We start from the raw sequence: 18,213 nt of genomic DNA on the forward strand, positions 1-18,213 counted from the left end.
TAAAAATCAAATTTATTTTTGATTAGAAATGGCAATAGAATATTATATACTCTCCCGGAACCTTTAAATTTATTTTTAGGAAAAATATTAATATTAAATTTATTTTTTACATCATAAAACTCATTTAAGCTCTGCATATTACAAATAGAAGCATTTGTATTTTTAGCTAATAAAGTAACGTCATGATTGTAACTAGCAAAAGCATTGCACATTTTCATTACATGTATGCTATTGGCAGATCTTGACGGTAGAGTAGAATCTGAAATATAAAGTATTTTCATAAAAAATATATACTATAAAACTTTAGTTCTTGATATTAAGAAACTTTAAAAGCTTATACTTAAATGTAAAATATAATGGTAATTTATTTAATAAAACATTTTTGAAATATGTCTTTTTATCTGGAGTGTTATAGTAATATTTAGTTTTAGTTCCACCCCTTAATATATAATAACCAAATTTACGGGAATTATCTTTTTCTAAGGGAGCTAAATTTGATTCAATAAGATTCGGTATTTCATCTATTGAGTTAGGCACGTACGCAACATCACTGTAGTAATAAAAACATTTCCCTAATAAAATAACTGGTTTCCCCCAATATGAGGCTTCCAGTCCAGCTGTACTCCCAAAACTAATTACTGTATCAGCAACATTCATCAGTTCATAAGTATCAACATCGTCTTCTGGTTTGATTAGAATAATAGACTCATATTTACCTTCTAGTTCGTATAACGGAATCAAAAAGTCTTTTATTAAACCTTTTAGATTTGGATGCATTCTAATAATTAACTGATAGTTATTTTTAGTTTCAAAATACTTCACTAGATATAAAATACCTTCCAATTGATCTCTAAAAAAGGGATTATCAAATTGTTTACCCACCGCAGCAAACTCATCATCAGAACTATTATATAAAACAAAAGTCTTTTTATTAGGATCATATAATTTTGGCAATTTGCCTTGAGTTTGATCCAAAGTGTAAGCTTTATCTGATACAACAATTCCCTCTTTTCTTTTTATAAAGAATTCATCGGAAACCCTTCGCTTTTCTTTAATATCGTTATTATTATCCCACTCATTATCAATTAACTTTTTTTTATTTAAAATGTCATGAGGTAAGAAATTTCCAAATATTTCTGCATAACCTCCAGATCTAAAATTTTCGAATACTTCCACTTCAATATTTTCAGCTCTACCAGCTGCTAAAGCTGCACGATAATATTCCCACCTACCATTTAAAACAAATATTTTATCAATACTATTTGTATTAATAAATCTTCGAATAGAAAGATAATTTAATATTGAATTATAAGCAAGTTCTTTTAATAATTTTTGATCCTCCTTTGATTTAAATTCCCTTTCTCTCGTCTTAGAAATATAAGAAGATGAAACCGCTTCACCTACACTAAAATTTTCAAATAAAATTTCTTTATCCAAATAACTTAAACTATCAATAAATTTCTGCGCCGTCACATGATCTTCTTCAGTAATTATTTGTGACAGGGATTTTCGATTATAATTACCATCAATCAAATTTAGACCCTTGTTTTCACGAAATTTACATATTTCACACATGTATTTCAACTTAAAAGGATTAAATCCACATGAATCAAATGAACCGTAGCAGTCAATAAAAGATACTGAATTTCCAGCATCGATGTTTTTTTGTAAAACTTCCAGATTGAGACCCAAAAAGTGTGATGATTGATGAAAACTTGAGAATATTAAAACATTCATAATAAAAAAATTTGAGCAGAAAATTGATTAATATTAAAATATTTTAATTTTAAAGAAAAATTTTGAGATACTTATTTACAATTTATGTTATCCCAAAAACCCCTTTTAATGATTTTTAAATTATTGAGAGCAAAATCCCTGGAGTAAATTGAAGAAAATTGAATTCTAATAATGTTCTTTACATTTAGAAATATTTAACCTCCATAATGTTTCCGCTTTTTTAATATTTAAAACATATATTAAAACTCTTGCAATTTGATCATTCTGACGAAAGTTGGAGAGGTTTTTAAAAGTTCTTCAAAAGTTCCAAAAGCTTCAATTTTACCATTTTTGAGTAAAATAATTTTATCCGCATTTTTTATAGTTGATAACCTATGGGCTATCATTAAAATGGTATATCTGCCTTTTAATAAATCAATATTAGATTGTATTGCTGCTTCTGTTTCACCGTCTAAAGCTGACGTGGCTTCATCCATAAACAAAAAATCTACATCCTTATATAGTTCTCTGGCTATCGAAAGTCTTTGTTTTTGCCCTCCACTAATATTAATTCCATTATTTCCGAGATACTCATCTTCTTTATCATCAAGAGAATTAACAAATTCTGATAGAGATGCTTTTCTAATTGCTTCATGAAATTTTTGAAGGTTATCAGAGGACTTTTCAGACCAAAAAGTAACGTTATTGAAAATGGTATCATTAAAAATGGGTGCTTCCTGGGCTATATATCCAATTCTTTTACGATACGAATTAATATCCAATTCCGATATATCAATGCCATCAATTAATAATTGACCATTTGATGGAATTAATAAACCAGAAAGTATATTCATCAAAGTAGATTTTCCCGATCCACTTTCTCCAATTATTGCAATTGTTTCATTTTTACTAATATTCAAATCTATACCATCAATTACGGTGGTGTTATTATATTTAAAATAAATATTTTCAAGGGAAATTTTATTTTCAAAAGTCTCGAATTTTACAATGCCATTTTTTTCTTTATTATTTCTTAACTCACTTGTGAATTCTGTCATATTTTCCATCGAACCAGAAACGCTTAAAAATTTATTCCAATTTTCTTGCATGGCCATAAGAAAAGTTAGTGCACGATAAAGAAAGATCAAACTTAAAATTATCAAACCTATATCTGCATTATAATAGTTCACCTGAAATAATATAGCAATTACAACAACAAGTATTGTTAAAGGTTCTCTTAAAGCCATAAGTGTTGCATCAACTACACCTAAATTGCGTTGAATTTCTTCTAACTGGTTGATATTATTTTTTAATTTATTACCATAAAAATAATTTAAACCTGAAGCTTTTAGATACTTAAAATTTGCTACATGTTGTATCAACAAACTTTGAAAATTATGAGCTCTATTTGTATATTTTCTAGAAAGCATTTTGGTTTTACGAAATAACCATTTAAAAATAAAATTGGTCAGGACGCCACCAACTGCAACGATAAGTGCAAATTCAGTATTGGAAGCAAACGCAAAACTAACATAAACCAAAACTAATACCCCGTACTCAATAGATTTAAAATAACTTCCGTAGGCCATGGCAACCCTGTTAACCTCTGCACTAAAGGTGTTTTGAATTTTTCCGGCATCAGATTTAACAAACTCACTAAAACTATAAGAATTTAATAATTGAATATTAGTTAATCTAATTTCCCTAATAAAAAGTTGCTGGTACTTCACCCTCATGATTCCTTCTATAAAAGTTATTACACCTTTCAAACAAAAAAAAGATAAAATAATCAACAAAGCAGTAGTAATAGTTAAAGAAATACCGATTTTTTCCAAAAATTCCGGAAGAAAACTGAGATTTCCCATCTCGCTACTTTCACTGACATTCTGCGATGAGCTTGACAATTTTAACAATGGAATAAACATCGCAAGACCAAATCCATCCAGAACACCCTTTATAAAACTTAGAGAAAAGGATACAAATATTCTGTAACGTAAATATCTATAGAAGTAAAGAAAATAATTAAAGTAATTTTTTAATATCTTTTTCATTAATGAATTTGATGAATATACCGTAATAAAAATATGCGCGCCAAAGGTAGATTTACTAAAATAACCAGAAGCTTTTTTTCTTAGTTTAACAAAAAATTAATGGATTAGATAAACTAAATTATTTGCCATTTAGCAAATAGAATTAAAATTTAAGAGTTCATTGATTTCATTATGGACTCGGCTATAATCCAATCCAACTTAGAATCTATATCATGAGATGAATATTCATCCATTACATATTTCACTATTTTAGTAAATTGACTTATTGGTTTTGACTTTAAAGACTCAGTATTTAAAACATAGATAGCACCGTTTAATTCCCAAACTTTTGGACAATCTTGTCTTCTTTCAAAATTTGCTTTTTTCGAATTCTCTAAATACCCTTGTTCATTTTCTTCACGCAAAACGTAATAGGGATTGGCAGCGGTCTCTTTAACAGATACTACCATATCCATTGAATCGTTATACAGATTAAGTGCTTCGGTGATATTTTTAGCATTTCTAAATGGAGAGGTAGGCTGAAGTAAAACCATCGTCTTTGGTTTTTTGCCATAACTATCTTCAAAAAAATTTAATGCATGAAGAAGTACTTCATAGGATCCTGCTTCATCTGTAGCAAGCTCCGGAGGCCTTTTAAAAGGAACTCTTAATCCTAAATTTTCTACTGTATTTTTAATTTCAATACTATCTGTACTTACCAGGATTTGATCATCTTCAAAAATTTCCCTTGCCGCCTCTATAGTATATTGAATTAAAGGTTTTCCCCCAAGTTCTTTAATATTCTTTCCGGGAACACCTTTAGATCCTCCCCTTGCGGGTATTACAACTATCATTAATTTAAATGTTTTACAAATTCCTGAGCCTGCTTATAATCAGTTGGACTGCCTATATCAATCCAAAAACCAACTATTGGATTATGAACCAATTTCCCCCCTTCCTTTACAAGTTTATCCATTAAATCTGTTATGTCGTAAAATTTATTTTTTGGAATCATACCAATAAGAGGCTTTGAAAGAATATAAATTCCTGCATTCGAATGGTAAACGTAGGAAGGCTTTTCTTTGAAATTAACTACTTGATGATCGTTGGTCTCAAAGACTGCGAATGGCACATCCACTTTATACTCGGTAGAAGCAACTGTCATATCCGCCCCTGTTTTAATTAGTTCCAGATACATATCCTCAAAATCCACATTCGTAAATAGATCACTATTCATTAATAAAACATGTTCAGATTTAAATTCTTTAACTAAAGCCAATGCTCCGGCAGTACCTAAAAATTCTTTTTCCCAGATATATTCAATACTAATACCTTTACTGCTACCATCTCCAAAATACTTCTCAATTTGCTCACCTAAATATTTTACTGATATATATATTTTTTTTATTCCAAAAGCTATTAGCCTATCTATATTATGCTCAATTATTGGCTTATCACCTAATGGTAGCATTGGCTTAGGAACTGTATCAGTTAATGGACTCAAGCGTTTACCTCGCCCCCCTGCCATAATCATACATTCCATAGGTAATTGAGATTTGGTTTTCTCTAAATCTATTATCCTAATTAATGTATTTTTTGAATCTAGAATTGGTAAAATCTTAATATCCTTTTTTCTATATGATCTTAAATCCAGGAATTCTTTAATATCTCTTTCGTATACAAAATTTCTATAACAAACATCTCCAACCTGTTTGGTAACATCTGCATTCTGAGCTAATGATCTTCTTATATCACCATCCGTTAATGATCCCAAAACTGAACCATCGTTATTTGTTACAAATAATATAAGACGGCTAACATCACGAATTTCATTTAATTTGCGAAGGGCATCAAGGATGGTTTTGTCTTTATGGATTTGTATATCTTGAGTTTTCATAATTTAAAATTGAATATCGTGAAAGGCTTTTTTCAAGTCATTATCCGTTTGAAGTCGGAGAACACTCATGATTTTCTCTGCAGTATTTCCAGATCCATAAAGCTGTTTCTGATTCTTGATTTTTTCCAAATAGGATGGATCTGTTGCTTTAGCAAAAGCTTGGGATAAATCACTACTATTTGGTTCCGTTTGAATAACACTCTCAGATAAAATCCTGCCTTTCTGTCTGTCACCAATATTGATTGTTGGTATATTAAAAGAGGGGACTTCACATATACCGCTCGAGGAATTCCCTAAAATCAAATCCATATATTTTAAAGCAGATAGATAACGCAATTGGCCTAAAGATTTAAAAGCAATAGATCTTTTCTTATTTTTATTAACAAACTCTTCAATCATTTGGTTAATCACCCTTCCATTCTTATCTGAATTAGCATGAGTAAAAATAAAATGAGTATCATGCAACGAATTTAAAAAATCGAGGATAGCTTGGAATTGTCCTCTTGCTGATTGATTTTCTAAAGTGACGGGATGGAAAGTAATAAGAATGTTATTCTTACCTAACTGAAAATCTATAGATTTTTCAAACTCTTCTTTGTTAAGCAATTCTAAATTATTAATAGAATCAAGTCCAATTCCACCTACGTTAAATACCCTGTCTGGATGCTCCCCTAACTGAATTATTCTCTTTTTATATACTTCTGTAGAAGCAAAATGAAGAAAGCTCATTTTTGTTATTGCATGTCTGATACTTTCATCATAAGCACCTTCAGTAGTTTCACCTCCATGTATATGGGCGATTGGTATATTTGCTACCATAGCTGTTGTCGCAGCAGCCAACATTTCGGTACGATCTCCTAAAATGATAACTAAATCCGGAGATAATTCATTTAAAGCATCCGCAAATCCAATCATTGCCAAACCAATAGATTTGGTTATTCCCACAGCTGAATCTGATGAAAGTAGGCATTCTACTTTTTTATCAATTTTATAACCCTTTTTTTCTATTTCATCCACGGTATATCCAAATTCAGGAGAAAGATGCATCGCCGTTACAATAAGTTGTAATTGCATTTCCTTATCACTCTGAATTTTATCAATTAATGGACTCAATAATCCAAATTCAGCCCTTGTACCAGTAATTATAGCTATTTTTCTCAAATTTCCTCTATTATATCCTCTTCCATATATTCCTTATCCGCTACTTTCCCAATAACTTCATCCCATTTCATTGGGCTTATACCAATTCCCGGGCGTTTAATAGTTAGGTTTTCTTCTGAAAACACTTCACCTTTCTTAATGTTTTGAGAAGCAATAATACTTTTACGGGCAATAGATTTGTTTTTTGCTTCTGATGGAGAAGGCTCTTTTATTCCGGAACCTGAAATCGCCATTTCTATATTCCTAATAGAAGTTACCATTGCCTTTAATTCTTCCGGCTCTAAAGAAGCTTTGTGATCCGGTCCGGGCAAATTCCTGTCTAAAGTAAAATGTTTTTCAATCACTTTCGCTCCCAAAGCCACCGCGGCAATTGGAACTTCAATCCCCAAAGTATGGTCTGAATAACCAATTTTTGTATTTAGCTGTTTTTGAATGTCGAACATCGCTTTTAAATTGACATCTTCCATTGGGGTAGGATACTCCGTATTGCAGTGCAAAATTGTAATGTTTTCTTGTTTTGTGCCATTTTCTAATAACACCTTAAAAGCGGCTTTTATTTCATCCATATTGGCCATTCCTGTAGAGAGAATTATTTCAGGAAAAAGTTTCGAAATAGTACGCAAGTAAGGCAAATTAGTAATTTCTCCAGAAGGAATTTTAGCTAATTTTAGTCCTAAGGATTTTAAAAAAGCAAGACTTTCCAAATCAAAACCGGTAGAAAGGAAGTTAATGTTTTTCGTTTTACAATAATTCATAAGATCTATATGATTATCTTCAGAAAGCTCTAACTTCTGAATCATTTCATACTGAGAATCTTCATTTCCCGTATTAATATTTTGATATTGCGCTTTTTGAGCGGACTTAGTAACAATTTTATTAGTTTTAAATGTCTGAAATTTTACGTAATCTGCTCCAGACTCAGCAGCGGCGTCAATAAGCAATTTAGCCTTATTAATATCTCCATTATGATTTACGCCTGCTTCAGCAATTATCAATACTCTATCACTTTTCATTCAGCTAAATTTAAATTAATTTCATTTCACGTGCTGGTGTTCCAATATAGGTTCCTTTTTTAACCAAATCCTTGACCACAACAGCACCAGCACCGACAACAATTTTTCGTTTTATGCTCACACCTGAGATAATATTTGATCCCAATGCACAAAGTACCTCATCCTCTATAATTACATTACCTCCAATAGTCACTCCAGCGGAAATTAAAACGTGATCGCCTATTAAAGTTTCATGATCAATAATTGCCCCAGTAGCTATAATATTATTAACGCCAATTTTAACATCTGTATTAATATTGACGCCAGAAAAAATCACACAACCTTCTCCCAAAGTTGCAGATTTTGATATTATAGAGTTTGGATGAATTAATATGGGCACTTGAAAACCCAATTTCTTTGCTTTATCAAAAAATTTTTTTCTGTTATTATTATTTTTGAAGCCTCCTATCCCAATACCGACATTTTTAACACCCTTCTTAATGTAATCTCTAAGTACGGAATCATCGCCCAATACGGGATATCCACGATAAGTCTGATCTTTGAATAAAGATATGTCAGTAATACCGATTATGTTGTATTTACCAAAAGCCTCTATAATTTCAATAATTACTTTAGCATGACCGCCACTACCTAAAATTATTATATCCTCTTTTATTTTCATTTTTAATTTAAAATATTAGTATTAAGGACACTACTTGGAATATTTACTATTCTATCCACCAAAAATCTGGCATTTACCTGTTCATCTTTGAAACAATCCTGATACATTGGCAATTTATACATCAATTCCCAGATAGGACGAGTCATCACCTTTGCCTCATTGGTTTCTTTTAAAAAAAGATCTCTGGCATTCCTGCTTTCAAGCTCAACACACATCAACCAGTAATTAGCATTTGTTTGCGGCAATTCTGTCCTGAATTTAGCATCTGCTCCTTTGAAAAATTCTTCATATTTTTTTGCCAACTCCCTCTTTTTTTCAAGAAACCAGTTAAGTTTTTCAAGCTGTGCACAAGCCAGGGCTGCGTTAAGATTTGGCATTCTATAATTATATCCCAACTCATCGTGAACATACTCATATGCATGAGGTTGTTTAGCCGTTGTAGTCAAATATTTTGCCTTAATACCTAAAGCAGGATTGTTTGTAACAATTGCTCCTCCTCCTCCACTGGTTACAATTTTATTTCCGTTAAAAGAAAAAACACCTACTTCTCCAAAACTTCCAGTAGGTTGTCCTTTATATTCACTTCCTAAAGATTCCGCAGCATCTTCCACCACCGGAATTTCCCAATTATTGCAAATTTTGACCAATTCATCAATATTTACAGGAAAACCAAAGGTATGCATAGGCAAACAAGCCGCTATTTTATTACCGGTTTTTTTATTATAACATCCGTCTTCCCGACGTTCTCCATATTCTTCCAGAAAATTTTGAACAGCATTGGGAGATAGTCCCATTGTATCTAAATCAACATCCAGAAAAACCGGTTTGCCTCCATTATAAGCAATTGCATTGGCTGTAGCCACAAAAGTAAGCGCCTGGGTTAAAACTTCATCTCCAATGTTAACTCCAACCAAACGCAATGCAACCTGAATTCCGGAAGTTCCGTTAACAACCGCTATCGCTTTTTTGGTCTGGCTAATCTCCTGCATCATCTCTTCAAACTTATCCACATAAGCGCCTACTGAAGAAACAAAGGTAGAATCTATGGTATCCAGAAGATATTTTTTTTCATTCCCCACAAAACGCGGTTCGTGAAGTGGAATAAAATCATCCATTGAAGAATAGATGTCTCGAATGAATTTGATAGTATTTGAGTTCTTCTTGTTATCCAAGCTATTCAATTTATTTGTTTATTTGTTTATTTGTTTATTTGTTTATTTGTTTAATTGTTATTTGGTGACGGGATTGAGACTACTTTTTCTAAGTGAATTTAATTTATTCGCGATTTTAGATATCTCTATTCTAAATGATTCTTCTTCAGTAATATATCCTAATTCAAAACTTATAATAATTTGACTTAATACTTCCATCAAACTACTAAATGCCAAATGGTAAAAATGAGCCTGATCTTTTGGTGACATTCTCGAAGAACCTTCAGCTATATTTGAAGTTACAGATATGATTGCCCTTCTCAACTGACTAACTAGACCATACTTTTCTTCATTAGGAAAATCCTTTGTTACTTTATATATCTGATGCGTTAAACCCTTCGCATCCTGCCACACTTCTAATTTTTCGAAACTAAATTTTTTCATATTAATCAGTTAAACAATTCATCACATAAACACATAAACATAAATCTTACATCTTAGCATCTAAGTATTTCCCAGTCTCTTTATGACCGAAATCAGGGATCATTTTATGAAATAAATCTACAATTTCGTCTTTGGTCCAACTTTTGGAATTTCTGAATCCGGTAATTGTCTCTTCAAATAATTGAAGCTTTTCGTTTTCAAATTTCAATTCATTTTTAATAATCCCTAAATTTTGAAACCTGTCCAAATCCAAAATTTCCTTATCTGTAAAGAACTCTTCAAAATCTTTTTCTCCGGTGGTATCACTTCCGGTAAATAAACAAGGCCACTTTTTTTGATCTGGCAATGTTTTTACAAGTTCACGTGCTTCCTCCTCATTTTCGCAAAGATAAGGTTCATATCCCAACTGCTCCAGATATTTAACAGCAATATCCGCAAATGAGATAAGATGTAATTTTTCGCTTAGTTTTGGGAAAAACACATCCCTGTTCTCTCCAAAAATACAAGACATTAGGCATAACTCACCCGATTCCTGAGGCGTGACAAAATAACGCTTCACATCATTTGGTGCGACAATAGGTTGTTTTTTCTGAATTCGTTGGTTAAACCCATGCAATAGTGAACCATCTGAAAAGGCAACGTTGGCAAAACGGGCAGTAGATATTTTGATATCCTTACTTCTGCGCATTAAAAACATCTCCATAATACGCTTGGAAGCTCCCATCATATTAACCGGGTTCGCAGCCTTATCTGTAGAAACGCAAAAATATTTTTTGGTGCCATTTTCGATAGATTGAAGCAAGGTTTTATCGGTATTGAAAACATTGACATCGATCATACGCATTAATGTAAAAGGATCTTTTTCACTACGCACGTGTTTTAAAGCGGAAAGATTTAGAACATAATCATATTTTCCATCAGCTTTTATAAAAGCTTCATATTCAAGGGAACCAATATCAAGAGCGAAAGTTCTAAAATCTCCGTCAATATATCCATAAGAACTGCGTACATCCCTCACCAACTCGACCATATTGTTTTCACTAATATCTACGACATGAAGTTTCTGTGGATTTCTTTTAAAAATTTCTTTTGTTACTGCCTGCCCTATTGAGCCGGCACCTCCTAGAACTAAAAATGAAGAAGTTGAAATAATTTTTGATAATTCATCTTGATTTGAATCGATATCAGTTTTAAATAATTGATTATCTCTACCGATTAGTTTCAATATATTCATTTATATATTTTTATTTTTGCGATAATATTGCTTATACCAGTCTATGAATTCACCCACTCCTTTAGTAACCGAGGTATTTGGACTATAATTATAATCTTTCTTTAGAGATTCTACATCTGCCCAGGTCCTTGTAACATCTCCGGGTTGCATTGGTAGCATTTCCTTTTTAGTAGTTACTCCAATTTTCCTTTCTATCTCTGTAATAAAATCCATTAATTTTACCGGATTACTATTTCCTATATTATAAAGTGCATATTTATCATCTGTACTTAGAGTTCCCTTATCTATAATCTTAAAAACTCCCTCTATAATGTCATCTATATAGGTGAAATCTCTTTCTAAATTCCCATTATTAAAAACCTTTATAGGCCTTTCGTTCATAATTGCATCTGTAAACAAAAACATCGCCATATCCGGACGTCCCCAAGGTCCATATACTGTGAAGAATCTTAAACCTGTAGTCTTAAATCCATAGAGATGACTATAGGTGTAGGCCATTAATTCATTGCTTTTTTTAGTGGCAGCATATAAACTAATTGGTTGGTCTACATTATCCTCTACAGAAAAAGGAATCTTATCATTTTGACCATAGACACTTGAGCTACTTGCAAATATTAGGTGGTTTATATTATTATGTCTGCAACATTCTAATAAATTTAAAAAGCCAACAATATTACTATCAATGTATGATTCCGGATTATCAATACTATATCTTACACCTGCCTGTGCGGCCAAATTACACACTTTACTAAAATTATAATCTTTAAACAGGTTTGGAAGTTGTTCCCTATCTTGTAAGTTTAATCTAATAAATTTAAAATTATCAAATTTAGTGCTGGATGAAAGATTATTGTATTCCTCCGCATCCGTTCTTTTAACACCTAACTCTTTTAATCTATCATATTTTAGATTTATATCGTAATAATCATTTATGTTATCCAACCCAATTACCGAATAACCTTGATCCAATAGGCATTTTGATAGATGAAAACCTATAAAACCAGCTGCTCCCGTTACTAAAATATAATCCATATAGTTTTTTCTTTAACTCCCTATAACAAATACTACAAAACCGATTTCTTTTAGTTCTGCTTTGTTTAATAATCTTCTGCCATTAAATAAAAATAAAGATTTAAAAATATTTTGATAATTTGCTTGCCAATCAATGTTTACAAATTCATCCCATCCAGTTATAATTCCAATCGCGTGAGAATCATTACAGGTAACTTGTGCTGTATTTACCACCATTAACCCATTCACGAATTTCCTCGCTACTATGAGTTCCCAAAAATTAAAGATCTGCATATAACTTTTCATTTATCACCTTAGGATCATACACCCCTATTTCCGCTTGCAAAATTATAATCTAAATAGCCAAAAGAGCTGGGAATGTCCCTAACCAGCTCTGCCATATTGTTTTCAGCCATATCTCCTATTTTAGTTTCCTGGAATTTCTTTATAAAAATTTCCTTGGTTATAGCTTGACCTATCTAGCCTGCGCAGTCCTTGCCATATTTTATTATTATAATGTTATTATAAAAAGCTAAACTAAATTTAAGACGGATTCTATAAATTTAATTTTTTCCTTAGCAGTACATTCTTTCTTACTCTTTTATAGTAGAGACGCGAAAGCTTATAAAATAATTTAAACATTTGATTAAAAGAAATAAATCCCATACTTTTTGCTCTATATATATCATTAATATATTGCTTAAATATTAGATTTAAATTAAGTTTTAAAATATTATTAGGAGCAGATATACTGGATTCATGAATGCGATATTGTATAACCTTTGTGCTGCTAAACCAGAGCTTTCCAATTAGAAGAGCTCTTAGAACACTGGTAGAATCTTCTGTTGGACAATTATTATTTAAAGGCCTGAAAATCTCAAACAATTCTCGTCTATATATACGAGAACAACCGCTACTTTTAATCTTTTTACCCCTTATGAAATCCTCAAGATTTCCATAGGATGTTTTTCGCTCAGAAGATGATCTTTTAATTTCTACTCCCGCATTATCTATTTGTTGAACCTCAAAATCAGCAATGAAAGTATCCTTCTTATCTTTTATAAAATTATATGACACCTCTGTGCGATTTGAAAATGATATATCATCACCAGCTGCTATCACAATAAAATCACCTTTTGCTTTATTAAATATGACATTATTAAAATGCGTAACTAATCCCTGATTATGTTGATTGAAGTTAACTTTCACTAAATGTTCTCCTTTGTAATTGCGAACAACTTTTGTAATAATTTCAACAGTTCTATCTGTAGAACAATCATCTGAAATTATTATTTCAAGAGGGGAATAGGTCTGCAAAAAAGCCCCCATGATGGCCTCTTCAATGTATTCCTCTTGATTATATGATAATAAACAAAAAGAGATTAATGGATTACTGCTCATGTTTTATATTTAAATCAGTCAAAACATTAAAATTCTCAATATAGTATATCTTAAGATTTTTATTGACCAAAATTTAATTTCTTAATAATTTTTGCCGGAACACCTCCGATAATCACATTCGAAGGAAATACCCCTGCAACTACTGCACCAGTTGCAACAATGCTATTCTCTCCAATATTTGAATTCTTTAAAATAGTCACATTATTTCCAATCCAAACATTTTTACCGACTATTACACTCCCTATTTCCCCAACCTTGTTCCTTCTACAAGGGTCGATTCCGTGTGCTTCAAAATCCATAATTACAACGTTCTGACCAATCCGGGTTTGATCACCAATTTCAATATAATTCGCAGCGCATAAAAAAATATTATTATTAGTAGCTATCTTATTTCCAATTTTAATTTTAGACTTGCGATAACGTGCTTGTAATTCAATACTGCCCCCCTATTAAATCCACCAATTTTATATCCAAAAGAACAATTATTTCCAATTTCTACTATTCCCTTTCCTTGGCATAATGTGATTTGTTCAAACTTGGGAAGAGATCTGTAAATAATACGATGTCGTAAAAGATTAAGTTTATTAGGAAATTAAAAAAATTTCTCAAATAAAAAATAAACCAATTTTTAACCTTTGTCAATAAACGATATATATATTTTAATAATCTAATCATTAAACTGATTTATTATTTTCACAACTAATTGCATTTCCTCATTAGTTAACATAGGGCTTAAAGGTAAACTCAATACCTCATCATGAATTTGCTCGGTAATTCGAAAAGATAAATTATTAAGTTCCTTGTATGCTTTTTGTTTATGTGGTGGAATTGGATAATGAATTAGAGACTGGATCTTATTATTTATAAGGTATTCTTGCAGTTCAGCTCGCTTTCTAGTTCTAATAACGAATAAATGCCATACATGTCCTTCTTCATTCAACACTTCAGGCAATATGATTGATGAATTTTTAATGTTTTCTAAATAATAATTAGCAACTTTTCTTCTAGCTTCTATGTCATTTTGAATGTATTTTAATTTTACATTTAAAAATGCTGCCTGTATTTCATCTAATCGGGAATTTAAGCCCTGATAAATATTCTCATACTTTTTATGAGAACCATAGTTACGCAATGCCTCAATGGTTTTTGCTAATTCCTTATCATTTGTGGTTACCGCGCCGGCATCACCCAAAGCACCTAAATTTTTACCTGGATAAAAACTATGACCGGCAGCATCTCCTATACTTCCTGAAACTTTCCCATTCCATAAAGCTCCATGGGATTGAGCAGCATCTTCAATTAATTTTAAGTTGTGCTTTTTGCAAATATCCAACATTTCCTGATCTAGTGAAATTTGACCATATAAATGGACCGTTAGTATTGCTTTTGTTTTTGAAGTAATTGCTTCCTCAATTTTTGTAGAATCTAAATTATAGGCATGAATATTTGGCTCAACAAAAACCGGAATTAAACCATTGTCAGAAATTGCTAATACTGATGCTATATAGGTATTTGCAGGAACGATTACCTCATCCCCTTTTTGCATAATACCCATTTCTATATATGCTTTAAAAATTAGGCGCAAGGCATCCAATCCATTAGCCACTCCCAAGCAATGCTCTACTTTGCAAAAAGCAGCATAGTTTTGTTCAAAACTTTCTAACTCCTTACCCATTAAATACCAACCTGAATCAATAACCCTGTTTGCGGCTTCTTTTAACTCCTGCTCATACTGAGCGTTAATTTTTTGTAGGTCTAAAAATTTAATCATTTGATTCCACCAATTCGTTATTATTCCATCTATACCTTTTATTAGATCTCTTATGAATTAAATCTAAATCTAAAATTTCTCCTTCCCTTGTAACAAAGCCTATGATTTTCGCCGGATTACCAACCCATAATTCATTTTTACCAACAGGTTTAGTTATAACTGCACCTGCACCAACCAGAGCAAATTCACCTATTTGATTCCCGGCAATGATGGTAGCATTTGCACCAATAGATGCGCCTTTTTGAATTATTGTTTTTTCAAATGCTTTAGGATATTGCTTAGATCTTGGCACAATATCATTTGTAAAAGTAACATTTGGCCCAATAAAAACATTATCCTGCAGTCTTAATCCATCCCAAATTTGGACACCGCTTTTTACCGTTACATTATTACCAATCTCCACATCATTTTCAATAAAAACATGGGAATTTATATTGCAATTATTCCCAATTTCCGCATCAGGCAAAACAACTACAAATTGCCAAATTGTCGTTCCATGCCCAATTTTTTCTGATTGTACATCTGATGATTTATGACAAAAGTATTTCATTTTTTAAATTTTAGAAATTGCTCATATTCTCTTATATAATCTTTTTCATCATATAAATGTGATGCTAAAACCAAACTTATAGAGCCAGAAGAAAAATTATCCAGTTCACGCCACAATCCCGGAACAATATGGAGTGCAAGATTAGGACTGTTTAAAGTAACTATTTTTCTGTTTTCACCATCATCTAGCATTATATTAAAACTACCACTGGCTGCAATTACATATTGTTCCAATTCATAATGTGCATGCCCTCCCCTTGCTTCCCCTCCTGGTATATCGTATAAATAATATATTCTTTTAACATCAAATGGAATGTTTTTTCCATTTTCAACCACTGTAATATTCCCTGCTTTATTATGAACTTTAGAAACATCAATTATAGAACAATCAAAAACTGTATTATTTTTTAGCTTCATTTCTAATTATTTTGAATTCATCAAAATCTCTAATATAATCGTTGGCCTCGTATGGTATTGATGACACAATTAGAGCTAAAGAATTTGTAGAAAAATTTTCTATACTTCTCCAAAGTAAATTAGGAACGTAAAGTCCATAATATGATCTATTCAAACTGAATTTCATTTCATTTTCACCATCATTTAAAACAACATCAAAACTGCCTGAGAGGGCTATAATGAATTCATTCGACTTTTTAAAAGCATGGCTTCCTCTCATTTCACCTCCTGGCACATCGTAAATCCAATAGGTTCTTTTTATATCAAAAGGAATTTGATTGCTGTTTTCAAAAAAGCTTAAATTACCACGAGGATCCAAAATTTTTGGAAGTTGAATAATTTTTACCCTTTCCATTTATTGTGTTATTACTTTTTTAATATAGGCTCCGTAACCACTTTTTCCGTACCTAACTGAGGCTTTTGTAGCTTGTTCTTTGCTAATAAACCCATGGAGGTATGCTATTTCTTCTATACACGCAATTTTTTTATCTGTTCGCTTTTCAATGACACGCACAAATTCTGAAGCATCATCCATAGAATCTACTGTTCCTGTATCTAACCAAGCCATTCCACGAGTCATAATGCCAACTTCCAGCTCTTCCAAATCAAGGTACATTTGATTCAATGTGGTAATTTCTTTTTCTCCTCTTTCAGATGGTTTTACTTCTTTTGCAAATTCCACAACCCTGTTGTCATAAAAATACAAACCTGGAACCGCGAAGGATGATTTTGGCTTTTTGGGTTTTTCTTCAACACTAATGGCTTTATTATTTATATCAAATTCCACAACTCCATAACGTTCCGGATCGCTCACCGGATAAGCAAAAATAGAAGCTCCTTTAATATCTGTTTTACTCCTCAATAAAGTTCCAAAACCACTACCATAAAATATATTATCGCCTAATACAAGAGCCACTTTATCATTTCCAATAAAATCCTCTCCAATTATAAAAGCTTCCGCCAATCCATTTGGTTCTGGTTGAACTGCATACTCAAATTTACAACCCACTTGAGAGCCATCGCCCAATAATTTCATAAAAGCTTCCTGATCATGTGGTGTGGTAATAATTAATATTTCACGAATACCCGCCAACATTAAAACCGATAAAGGGTAATATATCATCGGTTTGTCATAAACAGGTAATAATTGCTTACTTACTGCAATAGTTAATGGATATAATCTAGTTCCTGATCCTCCTGCTAAAATAATTCCTTTCATAAAATATTGTTAAGTTGTCAAATTGTAAAGTTGTAATGTTGCAAAGTTGTCGGTTTGTTAAATTGTGAAGGGGTTTAATCCGCCTTTAAAGTTTTATATAACGCATTCAACTGATTTGTAATATGTTCTGCTTTTTTTCTTGAATCAAGATATTTATCTTCTTTAATAAATTCTAAATCTGAACTTAGAATAAGAAGATTTATTACTTCCCATGCCGAACTATAGGCAATATTTATAAACCTTGCTTTTTCAGTTCGATAATTTCTTAAAAAGCCTTCTGCAATATTTGCTCTAATACTTACTTCTTATTTGACTTATTAATCCGAATTTTTCTGCATTTGGAAATGACTCTGTTTTTAAATAAATATCTTTTACAAAAATACGAGCATTCTTCCAGACCTCTAACTTTTCAAAATAAAATTCATACATGATTCTACTTCATTAAATCTTTAAACAAGTTCACTGCATCCTCTTTTTACAACTTCAAAGTTTTACATCT

At 31.6% G+C, this 18,213-nt stretch carries 21 protein-coding genes; all 21 read right to left on the reverse strand.

Features of this window, described 5'->3' with window-relative positions; all coding sequences use genetic code 11:
- Positions 1 to 303: 303 nt before the first annotated feature.
- Positions 304 to 1,737, reverse strand: coding sequence for a capsular polysaccharide export protein, LipB/KpsS family (locus GILLI_RS03370; protein ID WP_006987722.1), 1,434 nt, complete (start codon positions 1,735 to 1,737; stop codon positions 304 to 306).
- A 239-nt stretch (positions 1,738 to 1,976) separates the two neighbouring features.
- Complete coding sequence (locus GILLI_RS03375; protein ID WP_006987723.1) at positions 1,977 to 3,767, reverse strand: ABC transporter ATP-binding protein; 1,791 nt, start codon at positions 3,765 to 3,767, stop codon at positions 1,977 to 1,979.
- A gap of 149 nt (positions 3,768 to 3,916) precedes the next feature.
- Positions 3,917 to 4,600: an acylneuraminate cytidylyltransferase family protein gene (locus GILLI_RS03380; RefSeq protein WP_006987724.1), complete on the reverse strand. Its 684-nt coding sequence runs from the start codon at positions 4,598 to 4,600 to the stop codon at positions 3,917 to 3,919.
- Positions 4,600 to 5,643, reverse strand: coding sequence for a nucleotidyltransferase family protein (locus tag GILLI_RS03385; RefSeq protein WP_006987725.1), 1,044 nt, complete (start codon positions 5,641 to 5,643; stop codon positions 4,600 to 4,602). The genes GILLI_RS03380 and GILLI_RS03385 overlap by 1 nt, the downstream gene beginning before the upstream one ends.
- 3 nt (positions 5,644 to 5,646) lie before the next feature.
- Entirely contained in the window at positions 5,647 to 6,804 is a 1,158-nt protein-coding gene (neuC, locus tag GILLI_RS03390; protein WP_006987726.1) for a UDP-N-acetylglucosamine 2-epimerase, read from the reverse strand.
- The gene (gene neuB, locus GILLI_RS03395) at positions 6,801 to 7,817 is read right to left on the reverse strand and encodes an N-acetylneuraminate synthase (protein WP_006987727.1); all 1,017 of its coding nucleotides are present in this window, start codon (positions 7,815 to 7,817) and stop codon (positions 6,801 to 6,803) included. The genes neuC and neuB overlap by 4 nt, the downstream gene beginning before the upstream one ends.
- A gap of 10 nt (positions 7,818 to 7,827) precedes the next feature.
- Entirely contained in the window at positions 7,828 to 8,478 is a 651-nt protein-coding gene (locus tag GILLI_RS03400; protein ID WP_006987728.1) for a NeuD/PglB/VioB family sugar acetyltransferase, read from the reverse strand.
- A gap of 2 nt (positions 8,479 to 8,480) precedes the next feature.
- A complete protein-coding gene (locus GILLI_RS03405) occupies positions 8,481 to 9,659 on the reverse strand; it encodes a LegC family aminotransferase (RefSeq protein WP_006987729.1) in 1,179 nt (392 codons plus the stop codon).
- A 48-nt stretch (positions 9,660 to 9,707) separates the two neighbouring features.
- On the reverse strand, positions 9,708 to 10,073 hold the full coding sequence (locus GILLI_RS03410; RefSeq protein WP_006987730.1) for a four helix bundle protein: 366 nt from the start codon (positions 10,071 to 10,073) through the stop codon (positions 9,708 to 9,710).
- A gap of 46 nt (positions 10,074 to 10,119) precedes the next feature.
- Entirely contained in the window at positions 10,120 to 11,307 is a 1,188-nt protein-coding gene (locus GILLI_RS03415; protein ID WP_006987731.1) for a UDP-N-acetylglucosamine 4,6-dehydratase, read from the reverse strand.
- Complete coding sequence (locus GILLI_RS03420) at positions 11,308 to 12,339, reverse strand: NAD-dependent epimerase (RefSeq protein WP_006987732.1); 1,032 nt, start codon at positions 12,337 to 12,339, stop codon at positions 11,308 to 11,310. It abuts the gene before it with no gap.
- Between the two features lie 12 nt (positions 12,340 to 12,351).
- Entirely contained in the window at positions 12,352 to 12,612 is a 261-nt protein-coding gene (locus tag GILLI_RS03425) for a hypothetical protein (protein WP_156798630.1), read from the reverse strand.
- A gap of 261 nt (positions 12,613 to 12,873) precedes the next feature.
- Complete coding sequence (locus GILLI_RS03430; RefSeq protein WP_006987733.1) at positions 12,874 to 13,719, reverse strand: glycosyltransferase; 846 nt, start codon at positions 13,717 to 13,719, stop codon at positions 12,874 to 12,876.
- Between the two features lie 59 nt (positions 13,720 to 13,778).
- Complete coding sequence (locus tag GILLI_RS18990; RefSeq protein ID WP_050855576.1) at positions 13,779 to 14,018, reverse strand: LbetaH domain-containing protein; 240 nt, start codon at positions 14,016 to 14,018, stop codon at positions 13,779 to 13,781.
- Between the two features lie 368 nt (positions 14,019 to 14,386).
- Entirely contained in the window at positions 14,387 to 15,490 is a 1,104-nt protein-coding gene (locus GILLI_RS03440; protein WP_006987734.1) for a DegT/DnrJ/EryC1/StrS family aminotransferase, read from the reverse strand.
- Positions 15,483 to 16,040 carry an acyltransferase gene (locus GILLI_RS03445; RefSeq protein ID WP_006987735.1) on the reverse strand — a complete coding sequence of 186 codons (558 nt, stop codon included), beginning with the start codon at positions 16,038 to 16,040 and terminating at the stop codon, positions 15,483 to 15,485. The genes GILLI_RS03440 and GILLI_RS03445 overlap by 8 nt, the downstream gene beginning before the upstream one ends.
- Positions 16,037 to 16,456, reverse strand: a complete 420-nt coding sequence (locus GILLI_RS03450) for a sugar 3,4-ketoisomerase (RefSeq protein WP_006987736.1) — start codon at positions 16,454 to 16,456, stop codon at positions 16,037 to 16,039. Before GILLI_RS03450 ends, GILLI_RS03445 begins: the two co-directional genes overlap by 4 nt.
- Positions 16,440 to 16,850, reverse strand: coding sequence for a sugar 3,4-ketoisomerase (locus GILLI_RS03455; protein ID WP_006987737.1), 411 nt, complete (start codon positions 16,848 to 16,850; stop codon positions 16,440 to 16,442). Before GILLI_RS03455 ends, GILLI_RS03450 begins: the two co-directional genes overlap by 17 nt.
- Positions 16,851 to 17,714: a glucose-1-phosphate thymidylyltransferase RfbA gene (rfbA, locus tag GILLI_RS03460; RefSeq protein ID WP_006987738.1), complete on the reverse strand. Its 864-nt coding sequence runs from the start codon at positions 17,712 to 17,714 to the stop codon at positions 16,851 to 16,853.
- 74 nt (positions 17,715 to 17,788) lie between these two features.
- Positions 17,789 to 18,010 carry a four helix bundle protein gene (locus GILLI_RS19190; RefSeq protein ID WP_425357525.1) on the reverse strand — a complete coding sequence of 74 codons (222 nt, stop codon included), beginning with the start codon at positions 18,008 to 18,010 and terminating at the stop codon, positions 17,789 to 17,791.
- On the reverse strand, positions 18,006 to 18,143 hold the full coding sequence (locus GILLI_RS19195; RefSeq protein WP_415830599.1) for a four helix bundle protein: 138 nt from the start codon (positions 18,141 to 18,143) through the stop codon (positions 18,006 to 18,008). Before GILLI_RS19195 ends, GILLI_RS19190 begins: the two co-directional genes overlap by 5 nt.
- Between the last annotated feature and the right edge of the window lie 70 nt (positions 18,144 to 18,213).

Origin of the sequence: Gillisia limnaea DSM 15749 (assembly GCF_000243235.1) — a bacterium.
Lineage (GTDB): Bacteria > Bacteroidota > Bacteroidia > Flavobacteriales > Flavobacteriaceae > Gillisia > Gillisia limnaea.